Source organism: uncultured Dechloromonas sp., from assembly GCF_945957265.1.
In the GTDB taxonomy this organism is placed as follows: Bacteria; Pseudomonadota; Gammaproteobacteria; order Burkholderiales; family Rhodocyclaceae; genus Azonexus.
Genome location: NZ_CAMFKO010000002.1, coordinates 22,828 through 48,784 on the forward strand (window position 1 = coordinate 22,828; position 25,957 = coordinate 48,784).

At 60.8% G+C, this 25,957-nt stretch carries 25 protein-coding genes; 22 read left to right on the forward strand and 3 right to left on the reverse strand.

Annotated elements, in window-relative coordinates; all coding sequences use genetic code 11:
* Positions 1-21: 21 nt before the first annotated feature.
* The 13 genes from Q0P59_RS01375 (at position 22) to tatC (ending at position 13,360) form a co-directional block, all read left to right on the forward strand.
* Positions 22-1,239, forward strand: a complete 1,218-nt coding sequence (locus Q0P59_RS01375) for an oligosaccharide flippase family protein (RefSeq protein WP_295002707.1) — start codon at positions 22-24, stop codon at positions 1,237-1,239.
* 4 nt (positions 1,240-1,243) lie between these two features.
* The gene (locus Q0P59_RS01380; protein ID WP_295002709.1) at positions 1,244-2,539 is read left to right on the forward strand and encodes a hypothetical protein; all 1,296 of its coding nucleotides are present in this window, start codon (positions 1,244-1,246) and stop codon (positions 2,537-2,539) included.
* 13 nt (positions 2,540-2,552) lie between these two features.
* Positions 2,553-3,614 (forward strand): glycosyltransferase, encoded by a 1,062-nt coding sequence (locus tag Q0P59_RS01385; protein WP_295002711.1) that lies wholly within the window; start codon positions 2,553-2,555, stop codon positions 3,612-3,614.
* 113 nt (positions 3,615-3,727) lie between these two features.
* Positions 3,728-4,663 carry a glycosyltransferase family 4 protein gene (locus Q0P59_RS01390; RefSeq protein WP_295003189.1) on the forward strand — a complete coding sequence of 312 codons (936 nt, stop codon included), beginning with the start codon at positions 3,728-3,730 and terminating at the stop codon, positions 4,661-4,663.
* A gap of 97 nt (positions 4,664-4,760) precedes the next feature.
* A complete protein-coding gene (locus tag Q0P59_RS01395) occupies positions 4,761-6,824 on the forward strand; it encodes a glycoside hydrolase domain-containing protein (protein ID WP_295002713.1) in 2,064 nt (687 codons plus the stop codon).
* A 51-nt stretch (positions 6,825-6,875) separates the two neighbouring features.
* Positions 6,876-7,985, forward strand: a complete 1,110-nt coding sequence (gene wecB / locus Q0P59_RS01400) for a UDP-N-acetylglucosamine 2-epimerase (non-hydrolyzing) (protein WP_295002715.1) — start codon at positions 6,876-6,878, stop codon at positions 7,983-7,985.
* A 3-nt stretch (positions 7,986-7,988) separates the two neighbouring features.
* Complete coding sequence (locus Q0P59_RS01405; protein ID WP_295002717.1) at positions 7,989-9,641, forward strand: alginate lyase family protein; 1,653 nt, start codon at positions 7,989-7,991, stop codon at positions 9,639-9,641.
* Between the two features lie 4 nt (positions 9,642-9,645).
* Positions 9,646-10,926 carry a glycosyltransferase family 4 protein gene (locus Q0P59_RS01410; protein WP_295002719.1) on the forward strand — a complete coding sequence of 427 codons (1,281 nt, stop codon included), beginning with the start codon at positions 9,646-9,648 and terminating at the stop codon, positions 10,924-10,926.
* A gap of 289 nt (positions 10,927-11,215) precedes the next feature.
* Positions 11,216-11,542 (forward strand): phosphoribosyl-ATP diphosphatase, encoded by a 327-nt coding sequence (locus Q0P59_RS01415; RefSeq protein WP_295002721.1) that lies wholly within the window; start codon positions 11,216-11,218, stop codon positions 11,540-11,542.
* The gene (locus tag Q0P59_RS01420; protein WP_295002724.1) at positions 11,539-11,889 is read left to right on the forward strand and encodes a histidine triad nucleotide-binding protein; all 351 of its coding nucleotides are present in this window, start codon (positions 11,539-11,541) and stop codon (positions 11,887-11,889) included. The genes Q0P59_RS01415 and Q0P59_RS01420 overlap by 4 nt, the downstream gene beginning before the upstream one ends.
* A gap of 10 nt (positions 11,890-11,899) precedes the next feature.
* Entirely contained in the window at positions 11,900-12,130 is a 231-nt protein-coding gene (gene tatA, locus Q0P59_RS01425) for a Sec-independent protein translocase subunit TatA (RefSeq protein WP_295002726.1), read from the forward strand.
* A gap of 58 nt (positions 12,131-12,188) precedes the next feature.
* Positions 12,189-12,554: a Sec-independent protein translocase protein TatB gene (tatB, locus tag Q0P59_RS01430; RefSeq protein WP_295002728.1), complete on the forward strand. Its 366-nt coding sequence runs from the start codon at positions 12,189-12,191 to the stop codon at positions 12,552-12,554.
* Positions 12,551-13,360: a twin-arginine translocase subunit TatC gene (gene tatC, locus Q0P59_RS01435; protein WP_295002731.1), complete on the forward strand. Its 810-nt coding sequence runs from the start codon at positions 12,551-12,553 to the stop codon at positions 13,358-13,360. The genes tatB and tatC overlap by 4 nt, the downstream gene beginning before the upstream one ends.
* Positions 13,361-13,402: 42 nt before the next feature.
* On the opposite strand, the gene Q0P59_RS01440 is transcribed toward tatC, so the two are convergent.
* A complete protein-coding gene (locus tag Q0P59_RS01440) occupies positions 13,403-14,209 on the reverse strand; it encodes a class II glutamine amidotransferase (RefSeq protein ID WP_295002733.1) in 807 nt (268 codons plus the stop codon).
* 8 nt (positions 14,210-14,217) lie between these two features.
* Positions 14,218-15,372, reverse strand: coding sequence for a Do family serine endopeptidase (locus Q0P59_RS01445; RefSeq protein ID WP_295002736.1), 1,155 nt, complete (start codon positions 15,370-15,372; stop codon positions 14,218-14,220).
* Between the two features lie 13 nt (positions 15,373-15,385).
* Here Q0P59_RS01445 and Q0P59_RS01450 point away from each other — a divergent pair, with 13 nt between their 5' ends.
* The gene (locus tag Q0P59_RS01450; RefSeq protein ID WP_295002739.1) at positions 15,386-16,132 is read left to right on the forward strand and encodes a Nif3-like dinuclear metal center hexameric protein; all 747 of its coding nucleotides are present in this window, start codon (positions 15,386-15,388) and stop codon (positions 16,130-16,132) included.
* A 13-nt stretch (positions 16,133-16,145) separates the two neighbouring features.
* Here the strand turns inward: Q0P59_RS01450 and Q0P59_RS01455 are convergent, their stop codons facing one another.
* Positions 16,146-17,906, reverse strand: a complete 1,761-nt coding sequence (locus tag Q0P59_RS01455) for a hypothetical protein (RefSeq protein WP_295002742.1) — start codon at positions 17,904-17,906, stop codon at positions 16,146-16,148.
* Between the two features lie 106 nt (positions 17,907-18,012).
* Here Q0P59_RS01455 and Q0P59_RS01460 point away from each other — a divergent pair, with 106 nt between their 5' ends.
* The 8 genes from Q0P59_RS01460 (at position 18,013) to Q0P59_RS01495 (ending at position 25,845) form a co-directional block, all read left to right on the forward strand.
* Positions 18,013-18,714 (forward strand): fumarylacetoacetate hydrolase family protein, encoded by a 702-nt coding sequence (locus tag Q0P59_RS01460; RefSeq protein WP_295002744.1) that lies wholly within the window; start codon positions 18,013-18,015, stop codon positions 18,712-18,714.
* A gap of 99 nt (positions 18,715-18,813) precedes the next feature.
* Complete coding sequence (locus Q0P59_RS01465; RefSeq protein WP_295002746.1) at positions 18,814-20,142, forward strand: MATE family efflux transporter; 1,329 nt, start codon at positions 18,814-18,816, stop codon at positions 20,140-20,142.
* Between the two features lie 148 nt (positions 20,143-20,290).
* Positions 20,291-21,451, forward strand: a complete 1,161-nt coding sequence (gene sucC / locus Q0P59_RS01470; protein ID WP_295002750.1) for an ADP-forming succinate--CoA ligase subunit beta — start codon at positions 20,291-20,293, stop codon at positions 21,449-21,451.
* A gap of 11 nt (positions 21,452-21,462) precedes the next feature.
* The gene (sucD, locus tag Q0P59_RS01475) at positions 21,463-22,356 is read left to right on the forward strand and encodes a succinate--CoA ligase subunit alpha (protein WP_066882103.1); all 894 of its coding nucleotides are present in this window, start codon (positions 21,463-21,465) and stop codon (positions 22,354-22,356) included.
* A 66-nt stretch (positions 22,357-22,422) separates the two neighbouring features.
* Positions 22,423-23,124 carry a TerC family protein gene (locus Q0P59_RS01480; protein ID WP_295002753.1) on the forward strand — a complete coding sequence of 234 codons (702 nt, stop codon included), beginning with the start codon at positions 22,423-22,425 and terminating at the stop codon, positions 23,122-23,124.
* Positions 23,125-23,136: 12 nt separating this feature from the next.
* Entirely contained in the window at positions 23,137-24,090 is a 954-nt protein-coding gene (locus Q0P59_RS01485; RefSeq protein ID WP_295002755.1) for an ornithine cyclodeaminase family protein, read from the forward strand.
* 201 nt (positions 24,091-24,291) lie between these two features.
* Positions 24,292-25,125: a Stp1/IreP family PP2C-type Ser/Thr phosphatase gene (locus tag Q0P59_RS01490; RefSeq protein ID WP_295002757.1), complete on the forward strand. Its 834-nt coding sequence runs from the start codon at positions 24,292-24,294 to the stop codon at positions 25,123-25,125.
* Positions 25,126-25,140: 15 nt separating this feature from the next.
* The gene (locus Q0P59_RS01495) at positions 25,141-25,845 is read left to right on the forward strand and encodes an FHA domain-containing protein (protein WP_295002759.1); all 705 of its coding nucleotides are present in this window, start codon (positions 25,141-25,143) and stop codon (positions 25,843-25,845) included.
* The last annotated feature ends 112 nt before the right edge of the window (positions 25,846-25,957 follow it).

A 25,957-nucleotide genomic window follows, 5' to 3' on the forward strand; every position in this document is an offset into this window, starting at 1 on the left:
TCAACAACATCAAAGTAACGAATGGCCACTTCCGGGCTGAAAAAAATTTCGCTGGTCATGGTTTCCAACCTGATCGCAAACGGTGTGACCTTTCTGATATTGATGGTCGCCGCCAGCGCATTGCCCGTCGACCGCTTTGCGAGCTTCAGCCTTGCCGTCTCGCTGGGATTCATGCTGACGACCCTGCTTGATTTTGGCGTCAATGTAACGGCGGTCCGGTCTTTCGGCATGGAAAAAAACAAGTTGGTGCTCGACGGCATGATGAGTGCCAAATGGCTTACCTTGGCGGTGGCCGCGTTGCCCAGTGTTGCGAGCCTCTACTTTTCGCCGGGGCCGGGCTCCTATTATTCAATCATTGCCAACGGGGTGATTGGCGCCGCAGTGCTCAATCTCTGGATGGGATGCAGGACGCTGGAGCAGGCCAACGAATCGTTTGCATCCTATGCCCGAAGCAACATCCTCTACGCCACGATTCGGCTTCTGGCAGGCGGCATCGTGCTGTGGCTCAGCAAGGATGCGCAGTATCTTTACCTGGCCTCCTTTGTCTTGCCGGGCCTGCTGTTTGCGCTGGCGCAGGGGGTATGGGGGCGAGCCTATGAACTTTCCTGGGCCGGGGTGAGACAGACATTCCGGCAGGCCAAGAACTACTCGATCTGGGTGTTCGTCAGCAGTGCAGCATACGGGGCCGTCTTGTACTCACCGCAGTTTTTCATTGCGAAGCAATTTGGTCCGGTAGAGGTTTCCAGCTACGGCATTGCACTCAGCTTTATGGGAATAGTGACCCTGATCGCCAATTCCATCCGCACCGTATTGCTGCCCAGAATGATGAAGGCGGGGGCAACGGAAACGGTGGGCAGCATTAACGTTTTGTTGAGCCGGCTTATCCGGTTTTTTCCAGCATTCCTCGGGGGCGCGGCCCTCATCCTGATTGCCGGTTGGTTCGTGATTGATTTCTGGTATGCCAGGACATTGCCGGATGCGGCATGGGTCTTTGTGGCATGCAGCGCTGGATTATTGGGAACTGTCTATGTCGGCTTTTTTAATATAGGCATTCATTCCCTCGGTATGCCCAATACCGAGGCGATAAACAATATAGGCAGGTTGCTGCTCCTGATCGGTTCATTATATTTGTTCGGAAAGTCAGCCATTGCCGTGGCTGTGGTGTTTGCGGTAGTTCTATTGCTTGGAGAACTGTGGACTGCCGCCATTGTATTCATGCGAACACGAAGCGAAGAATAGATAAATGAAATTGTCTATCTCGAAAATCATTATTGTTTTGTATGTAATGATGCTTCTCTTTTCTCCTCCTCTTAGATTTTCCGGAGTTTCCGGAATGCGTGGTGTGACTGCAGATCAGGTTTTTTTGTTTGTGTTGGTATTGACGCTTTTTTTTGTACAAACCAACGGTTTTTTAAAAGCATTAGCTACGCTGCTTGATAGGCGTAGGTTTCTAGGTTTTTGGTTCGTATTTTTACTTGTAATTGGCATCTTCTGCGCTGCACTCAGGATGTTGTTTGATGCTGCATCCGAGGGGCCTTTGATAGAAGTGGCAAGAATATATGGTTTTGTACGCCCAGCATTTATTTTCCTATTGACCGCTGTTTTGTTGCAAATCAAGTCAGAGCGGGATGGCGGAATATCTCTGAGATTCTTGAATCGCGTAATTGTTAGTGTTGGATTTGTCCCGGTTATGTGCGGTGCCTTGCAAGGGATTGGATATGAGCCGGTGTCAGATTTTTTAGTTGCCAACTACACGCGAGACGTTGATTTTGATGATGTGATTACTTATGGCAGAGCCTATTCATTCTTCGATGGCCAGCCTAATACCTATGGAACATTTTGCGCATTCTATCTACTATTGGTTCTTGGTTTAATCAGAGGCTTATTGTCACTTATATTGGCCCTGCCACTGATCGTGGTTTCTTGTTTCGGATTACTGGTTTCTGGGTCTCGAGGTGCCTTGCTTTCACTTCTTATCGTCGGTGCCGTCTGGATAGTCTCTAGGCGTAACTGGATGGCGCTATGGGCGATAGGGCTAACCTTGATGTGCTCATTGGTTGCAGTGAATTTTGCTGGCGAGTTTGTCCCGCCAATGATTCTGGATCGACTAGCTGATGCCCTTGGATTCGGTGGCCAAGGATCGGTAGGCTTGGTTACTAGCCGCTTACCTTATTGGGGTACAGTAATTTCATTATTGAGTGAAATGCCACAAAGAATGATTTGGGGGGTGCCCGGATTATTAATGCCGCCTGCAGATAATTTGCAGTTGGCATTAATCGGGTTGTTTGGTTTTGTAGGCATGGCTATCTTCATGATGATCGTCATGGTCATGATCTGGAAACTATTCAGACACCGAGATCCAGAGACCCAGGCGCTACTAGTTTTCGCTGTCTTGATGCTGTTCAATGGAATTTCTTATCCCACTTTTTTTAGTGCCCGCATTAGTGATCTGTACTGGCTATTTGCCGGAATTTTTTTCTTTTATCCACAAACAAAATTGAGAAATGCGAATACTGCAAGTTACCCCCAGTCTATATAACGGTGGAGGCGAAATGTTCGCATTTCAACTATCTGAGGCGCTAGCTAACCGTGGCCATGATGTTTGTCTTGTTTCGGTGACAGAGCCAGATCCGCGCAGCCCGCTTTTTGAACGACTAAAAACGGCTCCATTCGAATTTATTTCTCTGGATAAGCGGAGTGGAAACGGCGTTGATTTGAGAATTCCGTTCAGGATATTGGGGCGTACCCTTGCGTGGAAACCTGAGGTTATTCATACACATCTGCGTGCTCTTGCTTATTCGTTATTCTCAACGCCGGTGGCTGGCGCAAAATTTCACACCGTACATAGTTTGGCAGAAAAAGAGTCGTCGTCACGCACTCGGGTACTTTATGGCCACTTGTTTTCGCTAGGTTGGAATCCGGTCGCCATTTCGACTGCCGTCGCAGAAAGTATTAGACAGGTTTATAAATTAAATCCTCCTCAAGTGGACAACGGGGTAATTGAGCTTGCCTCTAGCCCGAGAGAGTATTTTCGAAATGAAATAGGAGCCACTAAGCAGGATAGAATAATTTGCCACGTTGGGCGCCTGACAGATACGAAAAATCAGTTGGGATTGCTCAAGGCTTTTTTGCAACTGCGGCCCCTTGCCCAAGATTTGCGTCTGGTACTCGTGGGTAATGATCCAGCGATTGGCGAGCCCTATAAGCGGATGTTGCAAACGGAGATCGCGGCTCTGGCTCCATCGCTACGCGACAGGATTCACTTGCTCGATGTTCGTTGTGACATTGGCAATATTCTTGGGGCATCGGATGTTTTTGTGCTTTGCAGTCGATATGAAGGGTTGCCGCTATCGCTTCTGGAGGCTATGTCCTTGGGCATGAAATGCGTTTGTACCCGTGTTGGCGGTATTCCGGATGCGATTGACGAAAGTAGCGGCTGGTTGGTTGCGCCCGATGATGAGGCTGCCCTCGCAGCGGGTTTGACCGAGGCACTTGAGTCTGCCGGCAATGGCCGAGGGGCGGTGGCGCGCGCAGTGTTCGAATCTCGGTTTTCGATGGAAAAGTGCGCAGAGGCTTACGAAGCGCTTTATTCGCAGCAATTGGGAGTGAGTTGATGAGGTTGTTGGCGCTTGGGCCTTTGCCCCCCCCTTTGGGCGGTACCACTGTTCTGTTTGACGATTTTCGGCAGCGCGTTATCGACTTGCCGGTAGACGTGGCTGTCGTGGACATGAATGACAGGAGGGCTGGTAGCGGAAAGCTGGCTCGCCTGGGTGCTGCCCTGTCTGCCTGGAAGGAGATTTTTGGCGGTTGGAGCGCGAGCGACGTGGTCACGCTCCACGCTTCTTCAAAGCGTTTCATTTTGTATGGGGCTTTCCTGCGGCTGTTGTCGTTGTTGAGCGGTAAGCCCGTTGTGCTGAGGGCGTTTGGCGGTTCTCTCGACCTGGTTTACCAACGCTCCGGTTGGTTGATGCGCCAGGCGTTCGGACTGGCTTTTGCCAATTCGCTGGTGCTGCTGGAAACCACGCATCTGGGCAATTATTTCAGGCAGGTCTTTCCCAAGGCACGGATTGATCGTTTGCCAAATAGTCGCTCGATCATGCCCCCCTCTGATTCCGGCTCGTCGCGGAACGGGCGGTTTGTGTTCGTCGGTCATGTCAATGATGCGAAGGGTGTGGGTACGCTGATTGAAATGCTGAAGCGCAATGTTGGCGCCGGTATCCGCATCGACGTCATCGGGCCGCTGACTCAGGGATTCGCCAGGGCGCGCCTGGATGGCGTGCCCGGCCTGAACTACATCGGTGTCCTTCCTCCCGAGGAGGTGGCTCGCTGCCTGGCCGGCTACGAAGCCTTGGTCCTTCCCAGCCAATACGAGGGAGAGGGGCATCCGGGGGTCATTCTTGAGGCGTATGCACAGGGGACCCCTGTTGTTTCGACCCATTGGCGGTCTATTCCGGAGATTGTGCAGGAACGCAAGACAGGGCTGTTGGTTGAACCAGGTAATCCGGATCAATTGTTCGCCGCGCTACAAGAACTGCGCGGGAACGAAGCACTCATGCAGCGCATGCGCAGGAATGCATTGCGTTATGCCCGTTGTTTTGATGCGAAGTATTGGCACTTGAGCAAGTGGCGTGTTTGGCTTCATGAGGTACATCCGCCTGCCTAGCATGAGCCTACTGGGCCGCTTTTTTGTTCTCTTGGTTATTTGCTGGGACGTCTCGTGTTGGGCAGATGTCTCATCAATCAACGCAGGGCGGCCGTATATGGTCGAACCCCCCGCAAATTACCGAGTCGGAGCCAATCCCTCTGCTCCCGTTTTAACCGATGGTCGTGAGGCCAGCCAACTCGGACGCTTCTGGACCCAGAGTGCAACGGCGGGTTGGGAGTCGGTAAGGCTGATCAAGGCTTCGTTCGATCTGGGGGCGGCGCACGATCTGGACAAATTGGCGCTTACCGTGGCAAGTGGTACGGCGTCAGGGGTGCATTTTCCAGTGGCCAGCTATGTTTTTCTCAGCGAGGACCAGGAAAGCTGGACGCTGGGTGGTTGTTCCCGGCATGTGTCGCCAGGTGCCGGTGTTGGCACCGACCGGGAGATTCGGGAGCGCCTGGAAATCACCTTGGGTAATCAGCGGGCACGCTTTATACGGTTTTTTGTCGTGCCGTCGGGAGAGTTTTTCTTTACCGACGAGGTCAGTGTCTTGCCAGCCAAGCCTGGCGCGCCCCGGGCGCTTCGTCCTGTGCCGGTGTCGCGTCAGGGGCTGACGAAAGCAGTCGATTCGATGCGGCATCGCGATTGGTCGCGTTATCTGGCAGCGAGCCGTGAGCCGGTTCGCACCCGCTCTCCGTTTGTGGATTGTGTACTGGATGAGGTGGGGGCACCGAGGGATTTTGCGGTGGATGACAGGGCACGGAGCGGAGGGGCGACGAGGGAGCTTGCGTCGTTTGCTGTGTTTCCTTGCGCGGACGATGAGCGAATTTCTGTTGGTGCCGGGTGTTCCGGTGGCTCGGGCTTGTTGCGGAAGCAGGAGTGGTTGCGCTTGGGGGGGCGCCAGTACCGGGCGTTCAGGATCAAGGCGAATTCCGGTGGCGCGTTGCCTGTTGTGGTGCGTAGCCTGCATGGCAAGGTTCGCGCGGCTGTCTTTGAATCGCCATTTGTTCAGGCCTTGAACGGGGAACTGCTGGCTGACCCGTTGCGCGTCAGCGATGGCTTGATCGGCGTGGATTCATCGCACGGAGGCGTGGTGGTGCTCGAACTGGATGCCGTTCAAGCCGGGCGCGATCGGGTCGAGGTGCAGTTTGGCAAGGGGAGCAAGGCTTGGCGTCACGCCTTCGATGTCGATGTGCTACCCGTGGTCGAGTCTTCGCGTTTGTTCGGGAATGTCTGGCCTTATCTGGACTGGCCCTTGGTGGCCGACCGCCAGGAGGCCGCAGTAAGGGATTTGAAGCGCCACGGCGCTGACGTGCTGGTGGTGCCGTATCGTGCCTTGCCGGTGCCGGGCGGGGGAGGCGATTTTTCGGGCCTGACCGAGCTGGCTGCAAAGTTTGACAAGCCGCGGGCGGTGTTGCTTTACCTGGGGGTCGATCAGCGCGGACCGGAGTCGGGTAATCCCTGGTTTGACAAGGGGTTGCTGGGGCAATGGCTGGCCGGTGCGTATGCCGCACTGGCGCGGGCCGGCGTGGCGCGGGAGCAGGTCTATCTTTACCCGGTGGACGAGCCGCGCGGCAGTTCGCTGGAGACCGCGCAGCGGTTTGTGCCTTTTTTGAGAGCGAATCATCCGGGAGCCAGGCTGTACTCGACTTTGAGTGTGCGCGATGCGCTGGTTTTGTTGCCGCAGTTGGATGTTGCACAGGTTTTGGATCGCAAGGGCTTGGCGGAGGCGGCGGCCAGGCAGATCAAGCCGGGCCAGCAACTGTGGCTGTATATGACGGATGGCCCTTCCAAACTGAATGATCCCTACGCGTATTACCGGCTGATGGGGTGGCGCGCTTTTGCACTGGGCGCAGAGGGCGTGGGGTTCTGGAATTATGCGGATACCCAGCGCGGGGCTTATGCAGGCGATGGCTGGGACGATATCGACAGCGGTCGTGACTTTGCGGTGGTATATCGCGGTGCAGGTGGCTCGATTGTCGATGGCCGACGCTGGGAGGCTTTTTCGTCTGGCCTGGACGATTTTCAGGTGCTCAAGGCTTATCAGCGCTTCGCCGGGATTGAGGCTGCAAGGCGCCTGGCAGTCGAGGTTGTTGAGGGAAAAATGCCGGGCCAGGCAGAGAACGTAAGGCAGCGCATGTTGCGAGAGCTATCTGTTGGCGCCATTTTGGCGAAATGAATACGGCATAATATGGCGTTTTGTTTTACCGCATCTTGTTGGGAAGCTTGAATGAAAACAATCGATATCATTGCCGGGGCGCGTCCCAATTTTATGAAGATTGCCCCGATCATCCGGGCTCTTGAGGCGCACCGGTCTGCCGGGGGAGCATTGCGTTATCGCCTGGTCCATACGGGGCAGCATTACGACGCGCGCATGTCCGGGGACTTTTTTACACAGTTGGGTATCCCTGAGCCGCAGGTGAATCTGGAGGTGGGTTCAGGTACGCAGGCCGAGCAGACGGCGGCGATTTTGGTGCGCTATGAGCAGTTGTTGCTGGAGGCGCCGTGCGATGTCTGCCTGGTGGTGGGCGATGTGACGTCGACGATGGCCTGCGCCATTGCGGCGCAAAAGCTGCGCGTGCCGGTTGCGCACGTGGAGGCGGGTATCCGCTCCGGGGATTGGTCCATGCCTGAGGAAATCAACCGGATGGTGACGGATTCGATCACCAACTGGTTTTTTACGACCAGCGATGTGGCAAACGAGAATCTGCGGCGCAGCGGGGTGGGCGAGGAGCGGATTTTCTTTGTCGGCAATACGATGATCGATACCTTGCTGGCCAACATGGCGCGTTTGCGCCCGCCGCCGTTTTTTGAGGAGTTGGGCCTTTCGGCGGGGAATTATTTTGTGGTGACTTTGCATCGCCCGGCCAATGTGGATACGGCGCAGGGCTTTGCTGCGCTGCTGTCGGCCATTGGCGAGAGTACGCGCGGCTTGCCGACGGTTTTCCCGGTGCATCCCCGTACGGCAAAGACCTTGCAGGAGGTGAGCGCGCTCCCGCCCAACGTGCATTTGGTCGATCCGCAGCCTTATCTGGAATTCAATTACCTGGTGAAAAATGCCCGGGCGGTGATTACCGATTCCGGCGGCATTACCGAGGAAACGACGGTGATGCGCGTGCCGTGCCTGACCTTGCGGGATTCTACCGAGCGCCCGGAAACGGTGACGGTGGGGACAAACGAGTTGATCGGAACCGATCCCGCCAGGATCAAGCCGGCAATGGACAGGTTGTTTGCCGGGGAGTGGAAGAAGGGCGGCATCCCGCCGTTATGGGATGGCCAGACGGCTACGCGCATTGTTGCGGCGCTCGATTCCTTGCTCATGCCTGCGGCCGGGCGTTGATCGATGGCGCTGGCTCGCGTCCTGCGCTTGTGGAGAACGGCGCGCCATTTGCGTGCGGAGCAGGTGGCTTTCCGTTTGTATTTTCGCCTGGCCAAGCCCTGGGTGCGGCACCGCGCTTTGGCTGCGGTGGGCGAGGCGGTGCGTCGCCCCTGGCTGGCTTCGTGGTTGGCGCCTCTGATCGGGGCGCGCAGCCATGTTGAGTTGGGTGAGTTCGAGTTTCTGGGGGAGCGCGGCAACCTGGCGGCGATGCGCGGCTGGAATTCGCCGGAGAAGGCGAAGTTGTGGTTGTACAACCTGCATTACCTGGACGACCTGAATGCGGCCGATGCGGATGGGCGTGGCGAGCAGCATGCCTGGTTGATCGATCGCTGGATCGAGGGAAACCCGGCTCTGGCGGGGAATGGTTGGGAGCCTTACACGCTTTCGTTGCGCATCGTTAACTGGGTCAAGTGGTTTGCCCGCCAGACGGCGATTCCGCAACCTTGGCTGGATAGCCTGGCGCGACAGGCTCAGGCGCTGCTGGTGCAGGAGGAGCGGCACATTCTGGCCAATCATTTGTTTACCAACGGTAAGGCGCTGGTTTTTGCCGGGGCGTTTCTAGGCGGGGATATTGGCCAACGCAGTTTGCGGCGTGGCCTGGCGATTTTGGATCGCGAGATTGATGAGCAATTTTTGGCGGATGGCGGGCATTTCGAGCTGTCGCCGATGTATCACGCGACGTTGTTGTGGGATTTGTGCGACCTGCTGAATGTGGCGGGCTGCAGTGGCGTTGCGACGCTGACCGAGCGGATTGGCCATTGGCGGGGTGTTGTGGAGCGCGGTTTGTCGTGGCTGGATGCGATGTGCCATCCAGATGGCGAGATCGCGTTTTTTAACGATGCCGCGTTTGGTATTGCGCCTTCGCCTCTGGCCGTCCGTGCCTACGCGGCCTGGCTGGGGTGCACCCTGCCTGCTGGTGATGCCGGCGATGCCTGCGCGGCGAGGCATTTGGCCGATACGGGCTATGTCTCGGTGTCTCTGCCGGCCAACGGCAAGGCGATTGTGGATGTGGCCGAGGTGGGGCCGGCGTATCAGCCGGGTCATGCCCATGCGGATACGCTGAGTTTCGAATTGAGTCTTTTTGGCCAGCGCGTTCTGGTTAATTCCGGAACTTCGCAGTACGGCGAGGATGCGGAGCGGCAGCGGCAGCGGAGTACGCAGGTTCATAACACCGTCGAGGTGGACGGCGAGAATTCGTCGGAGGTGTGGGCCGGCTTTCGCGTGGCGCGCCGGGCGAGTGCCCGTGATGTGAGCGTGGGCCGCGCGGGGCCGGGCGATCTGCTGGTGTACGGGGCGCACGATGGTTATTTGAGGCTTCCCGGCAAGCCGGTGCATGGTAGGTCGTGGTGTTTTTCGGGTAAGAGTCTGCGCGTGCTTGATCGGGTTTCGGGGCGCTATGGGCGAGCTGTTGGGCGGTTTTTCCTGCATCCGGCGGTGGCTGTCGAGAACGACAGGCTGGTCTTGCCGGGCGGTGAGGTTGTGCGCTGGTCATGTTCCGGGGGGCGGGCTGCGGTCGTGCCTTCAACCTGGCATCCGGCATTTGGGGTTTCTGTTCCAAGTCGCTGTCTGGAGGTTTCGTTCGAGGCCCCTGAGGTGACGATGGTTTTTTCTTGGTGATGACATGCATATCCTGTTTCTGACCGACAACTTTCCTCCGGAGGTGAATGCCCCGGCCAGCCGCACTTTTGAGCATTGTCGCGAGTGGATCAAGGCCGGTCACGAGGTGACGGTGATTACCTGCGCGCCGAATTTTCCGAAGGGCCGGGTTTTCGACGGTTATCGCAACAAGCTGTTCCAGCAGGATCGGATGGAGGGGATTCGCGTCATCCGGGTGTGGTCATACATCACGGCCAACGAGGGGTTCGTGAAGCGGATTCTCGATTACCAGAGCTTCATGGTGAGCGCGACGCTGGCGGCCTTGTTCGTGCGCCGGGTGGATGTGGTGATCGGGACTTCGCCGCAGTTTTTCACCGTGTGTGCGGCGTGGATGGTGGCGCTGCTGAAGCGTGTTCCGTTCGTGTTCGAATTGCGCGATCTTTGGCCGGAGTCGATCAAGGCGGTTGGGGCGATGGGTGATTCGGCGGCAATTCGCTGGCTGGAGAGGTTGGAGCTGTTTTTGTATCGCAAGGCGAACCTGATCGTTTCGGTGACCCATGCCTTCAAGCGCAAGTTGATCGAACGCGGCGTGGATGGACGGAAGATCGGGGTAGTCACGAACGGGGTCGACATGACTCGTTTCAAGCCGATGGAGAAGGACCCGGCCTTGGTCGAGCGCCTGGACCTGGCGGGCAAGTTCGTGGGCGGCTATGTCGGCACGCACGGCATGGCCCATCACCTGGAAACGATTCTGGATGCTGCCGAACGTTTGTCGGCAGAGGGGCTGGGCGATCGGTTTCATTTCATCCTGCTGGGAGATGGCGCACGCAAGGGGGCGCTGAAGGAGTATGCCGCGCAGCGCGGTTTGGCCAACGTGACGTTTGTGGATTCGGTTTCCAAGGACGAGGTGGCGCGTTATTGGTCGGTGCTCGATGTATCGATCATTCATTTGCGCAAGACCGAGTTGTTTACGACGGTGATTCCGTCCAAGCTTTTCGAGTGCATGGGCATGGGGTTGCCGGTCTTGCATGGCGTGGAGGGCGAGTCGGCGGATATCGTCCGTGCGGAGCAGGTGGGGGAGGTCTTCGAGCCGGAAAACGTTGATCAACTTGTTTCATTGTTGAAGGTTTTCAGAAATGACACTGAGCGGTATCGGGTGCATCAGGCCAAATGCCTTGCCGCCGCAAAAAAATACGACCGTTCGGCGCTGGCCCTGCGCATGCTTGATTTAGTGGTGAGTGCGGTGTGTCCGGCTCGGCGCTTGTCCGATAAGGCCGTTGGAGGGCTGGCCGATTCCGAGCGCTGAGGATTGACGATGCGGCAACAATTCCGGCCCAGACCGGAGCCGGGTACGGCCCGCTGGTTCAGGCGTTACCGTAAGTACGTGCTTAGTGCCTGGGCGGATGGGGCGTGATTTCCTTTGTGGTGCGGTGCAGATGGGGCGAAGCTCGGGCGCCTGATGTAGAATCCTGTCGTTGAATCGGCGGCGTTGCTTTGCGGGTATTCCCGGATGAGCGTTGGCGCGGATTTTGGTGAAAATGCCCCTGCCTTGCCGGGCTTGTATTTGAATTTTGAAAGACCCTGAGGATTTATCAATGAGCACGCATGACATCCTGCACCGTCTTTCCGAGACGCTGGCGTCCCGTCGCCATGCCGATCCGGAAAAGTCGTATACCGCCAAGCTGTTCGCCGATGGACCGGATTCGATCCTGAAGAAGATCGGCGAGGAGTGCGCCGAGCTGATCATGGCCGGCAAGGATGGCAAGCGCCTCAACATCGTGCGTGAATCGACCGACGTGATTTATCACATCCTCGTTCTCTTGGCCTTCTTCGACATGACCATCGAGGACGTGTCGCAGGAAATGCGCCGCCGCGAAGGCATTTCCGGCATCGACGAGAAGGCGTCGCGGGGCCAGAAGTGAGCGATTGCATCTTCTGCCGGATCGTTGCGGGGGAAATCCCTTCTTCCAAGGTCTACGAGGACGAGGATATTCTCGCTTTCAACGACATCAATCCCGCTCGCCCGGTGCATGTGCTGGTCATCCCGAAGAAGCACATCACCTCGCTGGCGTCGGTGACGGCGGAAGATACCCTCGTGCTGGGCAAGATTCTGGCCAAGGCCAACGAAATTGCGGTGGCTCAAGGCAGCCCGGACGGTTTCCGGGTCATCATCAACACAGGTCGTGTGGGGCAGCAGGAAGTGCCGCACCTGCACGCGCACATCGTGGGCGGTCCGGAACCGGTCGGCCCCATGCTGAAACGCATCTAGGAGACAAACCATGGGCAGTTTTTCCATTTGGCACTGGCTGATCGTTCTGGTCATCGTCATGCTCATTTTCGGCACCAAGAAGTTGCGCAACGTCGGCCAGGATCTCGGCGGCGCGGTGAAGGGTTTCAAGGACGGCATGAAGGAAGCCAACGCCGACAAGCCGGCCGAGGAAGCCAAGCCGGCCCAGCAGGTCGGTGGCCAGACCATCGACGTCGAGGTCAAGGAAAAGACGAAAGGCTAGTTTTTAGTCGCTAGTCCTTAGCTTTTGGCTAAAAACTAGTAACTAACCACTAACAACTATGTTCGATATCGGCTTTTCCGAATTGATGGTGATCGGCATCGTGGCGCTGATCGTCATCGGACCCGAGCGCCTGCCCAAGGTGGCACGCACGCTCGGCCATCTGCTCGGCCGCGCCCAGCGTTATGTCAGTGACGTCAAGTCGGACATCAATCGCGAAATCCAGCTCGACGAGCTGAAGAAGCTGCAGACCCAGGTCACCGACTCCGCCCGCGCCATGGAAGAGTCGGTACGCAAGGAATACGATTCGGCGCGTTCCGCCATCGAGGCACCGGCCCAGGAGGCGGCAGCCGAATTGCAATCCGCCGCCAAGCTGGCCGAGGGCTTGCCGCAGGCTGCCGATACGACGGGCAAACCCACCGCATGAGCGACGTTCAGGAAGACTCTTTCATCTCGCATCTGGTCGAGTTGCGCGACCGTTTGTTGCGCAGCCTGATCGCCATCGCGGTGGTGCTCGGCATCCTGTGCCTCTACCCCGGGCCGGGCGAAATCTACGACATCCTGGCCGCGCCGCTGACCAAGGCCCTGCCCGAAGGCACCAAGATGGTCGCCATCGGCGTCATCACGCCCTTCATGGTGCCGCTCAAGGTCACGGCCATGGTCGCCTTCATCCTGGCCTTGCCGTACATCCTTTTCCAGGCCTGGGCCTTCATTGCGCCCGGCCTGTATGCCCACGAGAAGCGTCTCGGCATTCCGCTGATCATTTCCAGCACGCTGCTCTTCATCGCCGGCATGTCCTTCTGCTACTTCTTCGTCTTCGGGCAGGTGTTCAGCTTCATCGCCAGTTTCGCGCCGAAGAGCATCACGCCGGCGCCGGATATAGAGGCCTACCTGTCCTTCGTGATGACCATGTTCCTCGCCTTCGGCATCACCTTCGAGGTGCCGGTGGCGCTGGTCGTGCTGGTCAAGCTCGGCATCGTCACCGTCGAGAAGCTCAAGGAATGGCGTTCCTACTTCATCGTCGGCGCCTTCGTCGTCGCCGCGGTGGTGACGCCGCCGGACGTGGTGTCGCAACTGGCGCTGGCGATTCCGATGTGTCTGCTCTACGAACTGGGCATTCTGGCGTCGCGCCTGGTCTCTCCTCGCCAGAAGGCTGAGGCTGCCGGTGCCGCGGAAGGGGCAACGGATGCCGAGATGGACAAGGCTGAAGAGGAGTTTCGCAAGCTGTCCTGAGAGGGCTGTCGGTAGCCCCGGGAGCAACCCGTGACCGGCCGATCAGGCCGTTTTTTTCATGGGGCCCGGGCGGGTGGCCAGGGTTTTGACCGGTGCACCTTCCTCGAACCACCACAGCGTTCCCGCCGGCATTTCGGTCCAGGTTTCGTTGTCGGTCAACGGCTGGGTGGCGATGACGGCGACCCGGTCGTCCGGATCGGTCAGGTCGCTGAAGTCGACGGTGACGTCCTGGTCCTTAAGGTGGGCCTCGGCGAACGGCGCCTGGCGAATGATATGGCTGAGCTTGGTCGACGCATGGGCAAACAGCCAGTCCCCGTTCGAAAGCAGGAAGTTGAATTCGCCGTGCCGGCTGATCGCCAGCGTCAGCCGATGGACCGCATCGAACAGCGTGGCGCGTTCCGGTGGTTGGCTGCCGAAGCGGCGGCGCAACTCCTGCAGCAGCCAGCAGAAGGCGCGCTCGCTGTCGGTCAGGCCGACCGGCATGAAGCTGCCGTCGAGTTCCGGCGCGAAATCGAGCAGGTTGCCATTGTGGGCGAATATCCAGTAACGGCCCCACAGCTCGCGGATGAAGGGATGCGTGTTTTCGAGACCGACCGAACCCTGCGTCGCCTTGCGGATGTGGGCGATGACGTTCTTCGAGCGGATCGGGTACTGGCGAACCAGTTCGGCCACCGGCGAGGTGCTCGACGGTTGCGGGTCGAGGAAGAGTCGCGTGCCCTTGCCCTCGAAGAAGGCGATGCCCCAGCCGTCGGAATGGACGTCGGTGCCACCGCCCCGGGCCTGGAATCCGCTGAAGGAAAAGCAGATGTCCGTCGGGACATTGCAGTTCATTCCCAGCAGCTGGCACATGGCGCGGCTTACTCCCGCTCGGCGCGCATGGCGGGGCGCTTGCCGATCCGGACCTGCAGTTCGACGATGCCCTTGTCGCGGCGCAGGCGGAACGCCGAGCGCTCCTCCGGCGTCAGGGCGGCGATCAGGTCGAGCATGACCTGCGGGTCCTTGACCGGCTTGCCATTGACCGACAACAGGATGTCGCCGGGGCGGATGCCGGCGGTATCGGCGGGGCTGCCGCGCACGACGCCGGCGATCAGCGAGCCTTCGGTGCCCGGCAGGCCGAAGGATTCGGCCAGTTCCGGAGTGATTTCCTGGGCCTCGACGCCGATCCAGCCGCGGGTCACGGAGCCGGTGCGGATGATCTGTTCCATGATGCTGCGGGCGCTGGATACCGGGATGGCGAAGCCGATGCCGAGCGAGCCGCCGCTGCGCGAGTAGATGGCGGTGTTGATGCCGACCAGGTGCCCCTCGCTATCGACCAGGGCGCCACCGGAATTGCCGGGGTTGATGGCGGCGTCGGTCTGGATGAAGTTTTCGAAGGTGTTGATGCCGAGATGCGAGCGGCCAAGCGCCGAAACAATGCCCATGGTCACCGTTTGCCCGACGCCGAAGGGGTTGCCGATGGCGAGCACGACGTCGCCGACGCGCAGGCTGTCCATCTGGCCGAAGGTGACGGCGGGCAGCTTGTCGGCCTTGATCTGCAGGATGGCGAGATCGGATTCCGGGTCGCTGCCGACTACCTTGGCCTTGTAGGTCTTGCCGTCGTTGAGCGAGACCTGGATGTCGTCGGCGCTCTCGATGACGTGGAAATTGGTCAGGATGTAGCCGTTGGGGCTGACGATGACGCCGGAGCCGAGGCCGGAGTTGCGCCGGGGCTGCCCTTCGGGGCGGTCGCCGAAGAAGTGGCGGAAAATCGGGTCGTCGAACAGCGGATGCCGCTGCTGCTTGATTTCCTGCGTGGTGTAGATGTGCACGACCGAGGGCAGCGCGGCGCGGGCGGCGTCGCGGTAGGAGCCGGTGGGCGTGGCCCTGGCTTCGTCGCTACCCGCCGGCGCTTCCTTGAGGGCGACGACACCGTGGCGCGCCGGCAGCCACTCGGGTTTCAGCGTGGAGACGACGAACAGAATGGCGAGCGCAACCGTAACCGTTTGTGCAAAAATCAGCCACAACCTCTGCATGGAATCGTCTCGAATGAAGCGTGAAGAATTGGTGGACTATCTGGATGGGCTGTTGGTGCCCGGAAAGTTCCGGGATTATTGCCCAAACGGCCTGCAAGTGGAAGGACGCGGCGAGATCGCCCGCATCGTCGCCGGCGTCACGGCGAGCCAGGAACTGCTGGACGCCGCGGTGGCGAGAAATGCCGATGCCATCCTGGTACACCACGGCTATTTCTGGAAGGGCGAGGATGGCCGGGTGACCGGTATCCGGCGCAAGCGCCTGTCCACGTTGCTGGCGAACGACATCAGCCTTCTCGCCTATCACCTGCCGCTCGATGCGCATCCGGAGCTGGGCAACAACGCCCAGTTGGCGCAACGCCTGGGCTGGGTGGCGGAGGGGCGCTTCGGCGAGCAGGACATCGCCTGGCTGGGCAGCCTGGCCAGGCCGGGGCGGCTGGCCGAGCTGGCTGCCGATGTCGCGCGCGTACTGGGGCGCGTGCCGCTGGTGATCGGCGATGGCAACCGGCCGATTCGTCGTATCGGCTGGTGTTCGGGCGGCGCCCAGGGCTACTTCGAACAGGCCATTGCCCTGGGGGTCGATGCCTACCTCTCGGGCGAGATTTCAGAGCAGACCGTCCATTTGGCGCGGGAAAGCGGCGTCGCCTACCTGGCCGCCGGGCATCATGCCACGGAGCGCTACGGCATCCAGGCGCTTGCCGAACACGTCGGGCGGCAGTTCGGCGTCGCCTGCGAATTCATCGATCTCGAGAATCCGGTTTGATGCTTATCCGGCGTCAGCGCCGGAGGCCGTAGCCATCTTCCTGGATGCCCAGCAACAAGGCAATTTCCTCGACGACTTCAAGCGGAAAGCCGTTGCGCAGCCCGGCCCGGGTGTCGTGCACCAGGCCGTGCAGGTAGTCGACGCCGGCCTGGGTGCCCCAGAGGTGAGTCGCCTTCTGCACGATGTGGGGATAGTCCTCCAGCGTTTTCAAGCCGGAGATCGGCGTCGTCGAATCGTTCCAGTCCGCTACCTGGACGTTGAAGCGGTCGTGGATCCGTCTGGCCAGCGCTTCGAACTCGGGGCGCATGCCGCCGCGGCGGTAGAGGTCGAGCAGCATGCTCCAGGGCGTGATGCTGGCCGGCATGGCCTGTTCGATGTGCTCGGCCAGCGTTTCCGTGGCGCCTTTCAGGCGGCCGAAGGACAGCATGATTTCGGCCAGCGCGAGGACGGAGTGCTCGTCCTCGTTCCTGGCCTCGATGACTTCCGGCTCCGGCGCCAGGAGGATGTCGCATTCGGGCAGGCGGGGAGCGGGAAAGTCATCTTCGGGTGCTTCGCGGTGTTGGCGCGGCGCCGGCGCGATGGGCCGCGGTGGCGGAGGCGGTTCGCTCGGCGCCGGGCGGGGGGCGACCTCCTGGCGGTAGCCGGAAAACGCCAGCGGCGCCTCGTCGTCGCCGGGATAGCGCCGGCGGCGGCCGAGAAACTGCGCCATGCCGACGGAGATGAAGGCGCCCACCGCGGCGCTGATGGCCAGTTCGGACCAGTTGGTGCGAGGCGGCGGGGTTCCGGGCAAGGCCGTGCCGAGCTTCGGTCCGGCGGCCGGTGGCGAGTTGACCGATTGCGCCAGCTGCAACTGGTTCTGCACCTCAATGGCCTTGCTTGCCAGGTCCAGCGCCTGGTCCAGTTTGGCTACCTCCTGGGTGAGGAGGTGGAGGGTGGTTTCCAGTTTGAGCAGGCGCTCGTCGGCCTCGGCCTGGCTGGCGAGCGCGCTGTTTCCCGGCTTGCCGGGGGCGCTTTCCTCGGGCGGCGCGCCGAGCAGCAGGCGGTCCGTTCCCCCTCTCTTGGCGACCGGCGGGGCGGCCGGTGCCGGGCGCGGTTTGCGCGGCGGGGCGGGGGGCGCGGCCATCGTGCTTGGCGTCGCGCTTGCGGCGGCCGGGCGCGGCGGAGACTGGCGCCCCGGCATCCGGACACGGGTTCCTTCGGCCAAGGGCTGGTCGGCGGCAAGATCGGGGTTGGCTTGTTGGAGGCGGTTCAGCAGGCGCTGGCGTTCGGCCGGGCTTGCCGGTTCCTGCGCGTCGGCGATCTCTTCCAGGGTTTCGCCTTCGCGGGCCTGCCAGGTCGCGCCACGTCCGGTCTTGCGGGGCGGTGGCTGGAGCTCGGTAGGGGCCGCCATGGCTTGCGGCAGCGCCATCGGAGCCTCCGGCATCAGCACGTATTCGCGTTCGATGTCGTAGCCGCATCCGGCGCGTAGGCCGATGGCGAAGATGGGTTCGTTGACCGGCTTGCTGCCGACGATCTGCAGGATGTAGCCCTGGCCTCGCCGAATCAGGCGGGGTTTGGCCGCCGTGACCACCGGAAAGTCGGCGCCGCGCAGGGCGATCATCGAGAAACAGGCGGCGACCGGCGCTTCCCCGCTGTTGTTGAGAATGGGCACTTCCGCCATCAGGGCTTCGCCGATGCGCGATTGCAGGGTGATTTCCCCGAAGCCGACGGCATTCGCCATGCCGGGAGCGAGCAGGGCGGAAAGTGCGACAATGCGGGTCAGTTGGCTTGTCATGATGCTTCTCGTAAGTTGTTTTTTGCGCTTTTGAGAAAAATATCACTTTACTCCCGGTGTGCGGTGAAATATTCCACGGTGCGCCTGCATTTCGGAGAATCCGTTCGTGAATTACGTTTTCAATCCCCACCCCGTGACATCGCTGCCCATCGCCGGAACCGACGCCCGTTTCCCGGTGCGCCGCATTTTCTGCGTGGGCCGCAACTACGCCGAGCATGCCCGTGAAATGGGGGCCGCCGACCAGGCCGAGGGGCGCGAGCCGCCGTTCTTCTTCACCAAGCCGGCGGATGCGCTGGTCGGGGGCGACGGCGAGCTGGCGGTGGCCTATCCCTCGTTGACAACGAACCTGCACCACGAAATCGAAATGGTGGTGGCCCTGGGGGCCGGGGGCGAGAACCTTGCCGTCGGGGATGCGCAGCGCCTGGTCTTCGGCTACGCGGTCGGCCTGGATCTCACGCGCCGCGATATCCAGGCGCGGGCCAAGGAAAAGAGCCACCCCTGGGACATGAGCAAGGGCTTCGACCAGTCGGCGGTTGTCGGCGTCATCACCCCGGCAACGCAGTGCGGCCACCCGGCGACGGGGCGCATCTGGTTGAACGTCAACGGCCAGGCGCGTCAGCAGGGCGATCTCGCCGACATGATGTGGAAGGTGCCGGACATCATCGCCAACCTGTCGACGATGGTGCGTTTGGAGGCCGGCGACCTGATCTATAGCGGCACCCCGGCCGGGGTCGGGCCGCTGCTGCGGGGCGACGTGCTGGCGGCGGGAGTGGACGGGGTGGGCGACCTGCACGCCCGGATCGTCTAAGGCTTGTCCCGAGGGGGCTGGCTCGGTCTGCGTGTTCACGCGCAGCCGGGCTGCGGCTGATGGCCATTGGCCCTGCCTCGACGTGCGACAATGCGTGCCATGTTTCGTGCTGCTGCCAGCGGGCTGATCGCCCACGCCTTTCCCATCCTGATCGCCCAACTGGCGTCCATCGGCATGATGGTCGTCGATACCGCCGTCCTCGGGCACGTCAGTCCGGTCGATCTCGCTGCCGTGGCCATTGGGGGCGGCATCCACATTTCGGTGGTGTTCGCCCTGGTCGGCATCCTCCAGGCAGTGGCCCCGGTCGTCGCCCACCTGCATGGCGCGGGGCGCGATGACGAGGTTGCCAACGTGCTGCAGCAGGGCTTCTGGCTGGCGGTGCTGCTGGCCATTCCCGGCATCCTGTTCCTGACCCATCCCGGCGCCGTGCTCGGGATTTCGAGCATGGATGCCGCCATCGAAGCCAAGGTCCGGCAGTATCTCGGGCTGCTTGCCTGGAGCTTGCCGGCAGCCTTGTTCTATCGGACTTTCTACGCCTTCTGCAACGCCCTCGGCAAGCCGCGCGTGCTGATGGCCATCGGCCTGTTCAGCCTGGCGCTGCATGCGCTCCTCGCCTGGGGGTTCGCCGCCCAGGGCTGGCTGGGCGAACCGCTTGGCGTGACGGGGTGTGCGCTGTCGAACGTGCTGATCAGCTGGCTGGCCTGTGCCGGTGGCGCGCTTTACCTGCAGCTCGGACCGCTGGGGCGGCGCTATCGTCCGTTTGCCGACTGGGCGCGGCCGCGCTGGCCGACCTGGCGGGAGTTGCTGCGCCTCGGCGTGCCGATGGGCTTGTCCAACCTGGTCGAAATCACCTCGTTTACCTTGATCAGCCTGTTCGTCGCATCGCTCGGCGCCACGGTGGTGGCGGGGCATCGCATCGTTGCCAACCTGTCGGCGCTGACCTATATGCTGCCGCTGTCGCTCGCCATCGCGACCATGGCGGCGCTCGGGCAGGCGCTTGGCGCGCGGGACGAGGCGCGGGTGCGTGCAACCGTCCGGGCGGGGCTGGCCTTGTCGGCAGTCTCTTCGTCGGTGGTCGGCCTGCTGTTGTGGCTGTCCGCCGAGCCGGTGGTCGCCGCCTATACCGACGATCCGGATGTCCGCCTGATTGCCGTCGGCCTGGTCGGCTATGTCGCCGTCTATCAGTTTTTCGACGCCCTGCAGACGGTGGCCGGGCATTGCCTGCGCGCCTACCGCGTGACCTTTGTGCCGATGCTGGTCCAGACTTTCTGTTTCTGGGGAATCGGTTTGCTCGGCGGCGCCTGGCTTTGCTACCGCTGGCTGCCGCCTTTCGGCGTTGCCGGATTCTGGCTGGCCGCAGTGCTCAGTTTGATCTGCGCGGCGACCCTGCTTTTGCCGCTCCTGCGCAAGGCGATGAGCGCTTCGTAACGCATCCTGTAATTATGAATTTTGGCCTGATCAAGTTTTTGATGTATGTGTTAAGATTTCGGGTTACAAACGGTATAACCGGGTGGGGTCGGGGGATTGTTCGGCCACTGCTCATTGCTCGCAACTCAACTAAACGCAAGGAAAGCGCATGAAAATTCACGAATATCAGGGCAAACAAATCCTGAAGAAATTCGGCGTTACGGTTCCGCGCGGGATTCACTGCACGACCGTCGAAGACGCAGTCAAGGCAGCCGAAACCCTGGGCGGCAAGGTCTGGGTCGTCAAGGCCCAGATTCACGCTGGTGGCCGTGGCAAGGGCGGTGGCGTCAAGGTTGCAACCTCGCTCGAAAAAGTCCGTGAGTACGCCGGCCAGATCCTCGGCATGCAGCTGATCACGCACCAGACCGGTCCGGAAGGCCAGAAGGTCCGTCACCTGCTGATCGAAGAAGGCGCCGACATCCAGCACGAATACTACGTTGCCGCGCTGACCGACCGCGCCACCCAGTCCGTCGCCATCATGGCGTCGTACGAAGGCGGCATGGACATCGAGGAAGTTGCCCACAAGACCCCGGAAAAGATCGTCAAGGTTTTCGTTAACCCGCTGGTCGGCCTGACCGACGAGCAGGCTCTGACCCTGGCCAAGGGCATGGGCATGAACGAAGCCTCGATTCCGCAGTGTGTTGAAACGCTGAAGAACCTGTACACCTGCTACATGGAAACCGACGCTTCGCTGGCCGAAATCAATCCGCTGATCCACGAAGCCGATGGCACCGTCAAGGCGCTCGACGCCAAGTTCAACTTCGACTCCAACGCCCTGTACCGTCAGGAAGAAATCGTCGCCATGCGCGACCTGGACGAAGAAGATGCCGACGAAGTCGAAGCTTCCAAGTTCGATCTGGCCTACATCTCCCTCGACGGCAACATCGGCTGCCTGGTGAACGGTGCCGGCCTGGCCATGGCCACCATGGACACCATCAAGCTGTTCGGCGCCGAGCCGGCCAACTTCCTGGACGTCGGCGGCGGCGCCACGACCGAGAAGGTCACCGAAGCCTTCAAGATCATGCTCAAGAACCCGAAGGTCAAGGGCATCCTGGTCAACATCTTCGGCGGCATCATGAAGTGCGACACCATCGCTACCGGCGTCGTTGCTGCCGCTCGCGAAACCCACCTGTCCGTGCCGCTGGTCGTGCGCATGAAGGGCACCAACGAGGATCTGGGCAAGAAGATCCTGAAAGAGTCCGGTCTGCCCATCATCTCTGCCGATTCCATGGCCGAAGCCGCCACCCAGATCGTTGCTGCGGTCAAGTAAGGAGCTATTGAATGTCCATCTTCATCAATAAAGACACCCGCATCATCACCCAGGGCATCACCGGCAAGACCGGTCAGTTCCACACGGAAAAGTGCCAGGAATACGCGAACGGCAAGGAATGCTTCGTTGCCGGCGTGAACCCGAAGAAGGCTGGCGAGTCGATCTTCAACATTCCCATCTACGCCTCCGTCAAGGAAGCCGCTGCCGAAACCGGCGCCACCGTTTCCGTGATCTACGTGCCGCCCCCGGGCGCTGCCGCCGCGATCTGGGAAGCCGTTGAAGCCGACCTCGATCTGGCCATCTGCATCACCGAAGGCATTCCTGTTCGCGACATGCTGATCCTGCGCAACAAGATGAAGGAAAAGGAAGCCAAGGGCGGCAAGAAGACCCTGCTGCTCGGCCCGAACTGCCCTGGCCTGATCACCCCGGACGAAGTGAAGATCGGCATCATGCCGGGTCACATCCACCGCAAGGGTCGTATCGGCGTGGTTTCCCGTTCCGGCACCCTGACCTACGAAGCCGTCGGCCAGCTGACCGAAATCGGCCTGGGCCAGTCGTCTGCCGTCGGTATCGGTGGTGACCCGATCAACGGTCTGAAGCACATCGACGTCATGAAGGCCTTCAACGACGATCCGGACACCGACGCCGTCATCATGATCGGCGAAATCGGTGGTCCTGACGAAGCCGAAGCCGCCATGTGGTGCAAGGAAAACATGAAGAAGCCGATCGTCGGCTTCATCGCCGGTGTCACCGCCCCGGCCGGCAAGCGCATGGGCCACGCCGGTGCCTTGATTTCCGGCGGTGCCGACACCGCCGATGCCAAGCTCGCCATCATGGAAGAGTGCGGCTTCAAGGTGACGCGCAACCCGTCCGAAATGGCCAAGCTGCTCAAGGCCATGCTGTAAAATACGAGCCTAGCTCAACCCAGAAAGGCGGGCCTTGTGCCCGCCTTTTTATTTGCCTGACGTTTCATGGAAATCGACCTCACTTCTGCTGCCTTCTGGATCGCCGTCGGCCAGATCATCCTGATCGACATCGTGCTCTCCGGCGACAATGCCGTGGTGATCGCGCTGGCCTGCCGCAACCTGGCGCCCGAGCAGCGCAGGAAAGGCATCTTCTGGGGCGTGGCGGGCGCCGTCGGCTTGCGCGTCGTGCTCACCGTTTTTGCCGCGCTGGTCATGAACCTGCCCTGGCTCAAGTTCGCCGGCGGCCTGCTGCTGCTGTGGATCGCCGTGAAGCTGATGCTGCCCGAGGACGAAGACGGCCACGATATCGAGTCGTCGGCGCACTTGTGGGGCGCGGTCAAGACCATCGTCGTCGCCGATTTCGTCATGAGCCTGGATAACGTCATCGGCGTCGCCGGGGCGGCGCATGGAAACCTCGTCCTGCTGCTGTTCGGCCTGGCCGTGAGCATTCCGCTGATCGTCTGGTCCAGCCAGCTGATCTTGCACTGGATGGAGCGTTTCCCGGTCATTGTCCTGTTCGGTGCCGGTCTGCTGGGTTACGTGGCCGGTCAGATGATCTTCAGCGATCCCGGCGTGCGCGCCGCGCTGCCGCCCTTGCCGGCATGGTCGGCCACGCTGGCCGGCGGGGTGGGGGCGTTGCTGGTCGTTGGGCTGGGACGCTGGCTCGAACGCCGGATTCTCGCCAGGCAGGATGTCACCATCGTTTAGGAGTTCGCGTTCATGGCCCTCTATCTCTCGGAAGACGACGTCAGGCAACTGCTGACCATGGATTTGGCGATCGAGGGAGTGGAGTCCGCCCACCGCGATCTCTCCCTTGGCCTGGCGATCGACACGCCGCGGGCGCGCAGCCGCTTGCCGCAAACCGCCCTGCACATCCTGCAGGGGGCCTTGCCGGCCCAGGGTGTGCTCGGCTACAAGGCCTATACCAGTAACCGCTCCGGCAACCGCTTTCAGGTTCATCTTTTTGACGCCGCCAGCGGCATGCTGCTGGCGGTCGTGTCGGCCGACTTCCTAGGCATGATGCGCACCGGTGCGGCGAGCGGGGTCGCCGCCCGCTGGCTGGCACGCAAGGACGTTACGGAAGCGGGCGTATTCGGCGCCGGCTGGCAGGCGGAAGGGCATGTCCGCGCGCTCTGTGCCGTCATGCCTGTGCGGCGCATCAAGGTGTTCAGCCGCAAGGCCGAAAGGCTCGAGGCATTTTGCCGTCGCCTGAGCGAACAGACCGGCGTGGCCGTCGTCCCGGCCCGGAGCCCCGAGGAAGCGGTGCGCGGCAGCGGCCTCGTCGGAACGGTGACCACGGCCGCGACGCCGCTGTTCGATGCCGAGTGGCTGGAGGCGGGCGCGCACATCAACGCGGCCGGTTCCAATGCGCTGATCCGGCAGGAGCTGTCGGAGACCACGGTGCGTCGTTGCGACCTGGTCGCCGTCGATTCCGTGCCGACCGCGTTGGCGGAGGCAGGCGATCTGTTTTCGCTCCTCGAAAAAGGCCGTTTGCACGAGCGGCAACTGCTGGAGTTGGGCGATGTCATCACCGGCCGGCGCGCCGGCCGGGAGAGCGACGGGCAGATTAGCTTGTTCGAGTCGCAAGGCATGGCCATCCAGGATCTTGCGGTTGCCCTGCGGGTGGTCAAACTGGCCGAGGAAAAGGGGCTGGGCACGCGCTTGCCTTATTGATTCGTTTGACCCGTCGGGCGTGAGCGTTGAAAATGCAGGAAATGGCAGGTTTCACGCACTTCATGATGGTGCTGGAGTCAGGGACACGACAATGAGCGGCAAGTTGACCGGGGTGGCATGCGGCGGAACAGGCTTCCGCAGGCGTTGGGCCGTGAGCGCCAAGCTGCCTCGTGCTTCGCGGGTGACCCGTTTTTCCGAAAGATGGCTCGGGTGATCGCCGAGAATTGCCTCGAAGTTGCTGTCAGCACCGATCCGGGCATCATCCGCTCGCATAACGAAGACTCGGTTTTTGCAGACGCGCGCCTCGGCCTGGCCATCCTCGCCGACGGCATGGGCGGTTACAACGCCGGCGAGGTGGCCAGCGGCATGGCGACGACCCGGCTGGCCGCCGACCTCGAGCGCGTCATTACCTCCATTACCTTGTCGGATGGAGGGCAGGAAGGCGATACGGCAACCATCGAGCGCCACCTCCTCAATGAAGTCAGCGCAGCCAACTTTGCCGTTTTCCACGCGGCAGCCAGTTCGTCGCGTTATGCCGGCATGGGGACCACGCTGGTGCTTGCCTGGTTCCACAACAACCGGATGACCGTGGCGCACGTCGGAGACTCCCGGCTGTATCGCTTGCGGGGCGAGGAGTTGGCGCAGCTGACGCGCGACCACTCTCTTTTACAGGAGCAACTGGATAGTGGCATGATTACCCCTGAAGAAGCCCGCTACTCCGGCAACAGGAATCTGGTGACCCGGGCGCTTGGGGTTGATCCGGTGGTCGATGTCGAGATCGGCGGTTTTGATGTCATGAGGGGCGACATTGTTTTGCTGTGCTCCGACGGCCTGAATGACATGGTCGAAGACGAGGATATCGCCCTCGCCCTGCGAACGCTCGGCGGGAATTTGCAGCTGGCGGCCGATCATCTGGTGCAGTTGGCAAATGATAACGGTGGCCGAGACAATGTTTCGGTTATCCTGATCAAGGTGCGGGACGAGTTTGCGACGGGCCGAAACTGGTGGCAGCGAATGCGCGACATTTTGAAGTGAGATGAGGAAAGAGAGATGGCGAAACTGATCCTGTCGATGGATGGATTGGTACTCAAGGAGATTCAGCTCAACAAGGAGCGGCTGAGTATCGGGCGCAAGCCGCATAACGACATCCAGATCGACAACCTTGCCATCTCCGGCGATCACGCCGTGGTCGTGACCATCCTCGCGGACTCCTTTCTCGAAGACCTCAACAGCACCAATGGCACCCTGGTCAATGGCCAGCCGATCAAGAAACACTTTTTGCGCAACAACGACATCATCGAGCTGGGCAAGTACAAGCTCAAGTACCTGGCCGACTTGCAGGCCAGCGTGGCGGCCAGCGATTTCGAGCGAAACGCGGCGATCCGTTCCGGGCAGCTGAAAATGCCCTCTGAGTTGCAACTGGAACCCGGCGATACGATCACCCGCTCGAGCATTGGCCTGGCCTCCGTGCCCAAGCCGCCGTCTCCCCTGCCGGGCGCGGCCATCCAGCTGCTCAACGGTCCCAACGCCGGCAAGGAGCTGGAGCTGACCAAAACGCTGACGACACTTGGCAAGCCGGGCTTGCAGGTGGCGGTCATCGCCAAGCGGCCGCACGGCTTCTTCATCACTCATGTCGAGGGGCGGCAGTTCCCGGTGGTCAATGGCCGCAGTCTCGATGCCCAGGCCTACCCGTTGGGCGATCACGACGTCATCGAAATTGCCGGCATCAAGATGGAGTTTTTCCTGAAAGGGTAAGGGCTCCTCTGCCCGGAGTACCGGTTTTTCATTTGCCGCGAGTGTGAGTTATTTCACACATCTGGCTGGGCTATCCGTTGGTCGAAGAATAAAATCTTCTTTTGACATAGGG

What these genes read in the sequence shown, in the direction of transcription:
- Q0P59_RS01375 (WP_295002707.1), top strand. Translation starts at nt 22, where the DNA reads ATGGCCACTTCCGGGCTGAAAAAAATTTCGCTGGTCATGGTTTCCAAC.
- Q0P59_RS01380 (WP_295002709.1), top strand. Translation starts at nt 1,244, where the DNA reads ATGAAATTGTCTATCTCGAAAATCATTATTGTTTTGTATGTAATGATG.
- Q0P59_RS01385 (WP_295002711.1), top strand. Translation starts at nt 2,553, where the DNA reads ATGTTCGCATTTCAACTATCTGAGGCGCTAGCTAACCGTGGCCATGAT.
- Q0P59_RS01390 (WP_295003189.1), top strand. Translation starts at nt 3,728, where the DNA reads ATGAATGACAGGAGGGCTGGTAGCGGAAAGCTGGCTCGCCTGGGTGCT.
- Q0P59_RS01395 (WP_295002713.1), top strand. Translation starts at nt 4,761, where the DNA reads ATGGTCGAACCCCCCGCAAATTACCGAGTCGGAGCCAATCCCTCTGCT.
- wecB (WP_295002715.1), top strand. Translation starts at nt 6,876, where the DNA reads ATGAAAACAATCGATATCATTGCCGGGGCGCGTCCCAATTTTATGAAG.
- Q0P59_RS01405 (WP_295002717.1), top strand. Translation starts at nt 7,989, where the DNA reads ATGGCGCTGGCTCGCGTCCTGCGCTTGTGGAGAACGGCGCGCCATTTG.
- Q0P59_RS01410 (WP_295002719.1), top strand. Translation starts at nt 9,646, where the DNA reads ATGCATATCCTGTTTCTGACCGACAACTTTCCTCCGGAGGTGAATGCC.
- Q0P59_RS01415 (WP_295002721.1), top strand. Translation starts at nt 11,216, where the DNA reads ATGAGCACGCATGACATCCTGCACCGTCTTTCCGAGACGCTGGCGTCC.
- tatA (WP_295002726.1), top strand. Translation starts at nt 11,900, where the DNA reads ATGGGCAGTTTTTCCATTTGGCACTGGCTGATCGTTCTGGTCATCGTC.
- tatB (WP_295002728.1), top strand. Translation starts at nt 12,189, where the DNA reads ATGTTCGATATCGGCTTTTCCGAATTGATGGTGATCGGCATCGTGGCG.
- tatC (WP_295002731.1), top strand. Translation starts at nt 12,551, where the DNA reads ATGAGCGACGTTCAGGAAGACTCTTTCATCTCGCATCTGGTCGAGTTG.
- Q0P59_RS01440 (WP_295002733.1), bottom strand. Translation starts at nt 14,209, where the DNA reads ATGTGCCAGCTGCTGGGAATGAACTGCAATGTCCCGACGGACATCTGC.
- Q0P59_RS01445 (WP_295002736.1), bottom strand. Translation starts at nt 15,372, where the DNA reads ATGCAGAGGTTGTGGCTGATTTTTGCACAAACGGTTACGGTTGCGCTC.
- Q0P59_RS01450 (WP_295002739.1), top strand. Translation starts at nt 15,386, where the DNA reads ATGAAGCGTGAAGAATTGGTGGACTATCTGGATGGGCTGTTGGTGCCC.
- Q0P59_RS01455 (WP_295002742.1), bottom strand. Translation starts at nt 17,906, where the DNA reads ATGACAAGCCAACTGACCCGCATTGTCGCACTTTCCGCCCTGCTCGCT.
- Q0P59_RS01465 (WP_295002746.1), top strand. Translation starts at nt 18,814, where the DNA reads ATGTTTCGTGCTGCTGCCAGCGGGCTGATCGCCCACGCCTTTCCCATC.
- sucC (WP_295002750.1), top strand. Translation starts at nt 20,291, where the DNA reads ATGAAAATTCACGAATATCAGGGCAAACAAATCCTGAAGAAATTCGGC.
- sucD (WP_066882103.1), top strand. Translation starts at nt 21,463, where the DNA reads ATGTCCATCTTCATCAATAAAGACACCCGCATCATCACCCAGGGCATC.
- Q0P59_RS01480 (WP_295002753.1), top strand. Translation starts at nt 22,423, where the DNA reads ATGGAAATCGACCTCACTTCTGCTGCCTTCTGGATCGCCGTCGGCCAG.
- Q0P59_RS01485 (WP_295002755.1), top strand. Translation starts at nt 23,137, where the DNA reads ATGGCCCTCTATCTCTCGGAAGACGACGTCAGGCAACTGCTGACCATG.
- Q0P59_RS01490 (WP_295002757.1), top strand. Translation starts at nt 24,292, where the DNA reads ATGGCTCGGGTGATCGCCGAGAATTGCCTCGAAGTTGCTGTCAGCACC.
- Q0P59_RS01495 (WP_295002759.1), top strand. Translation starts at nt 25,141, where the DNA reads ATGGCGAAACTGATCCTGTCGATGGATGGATTGGTACTCAAGGAGATT.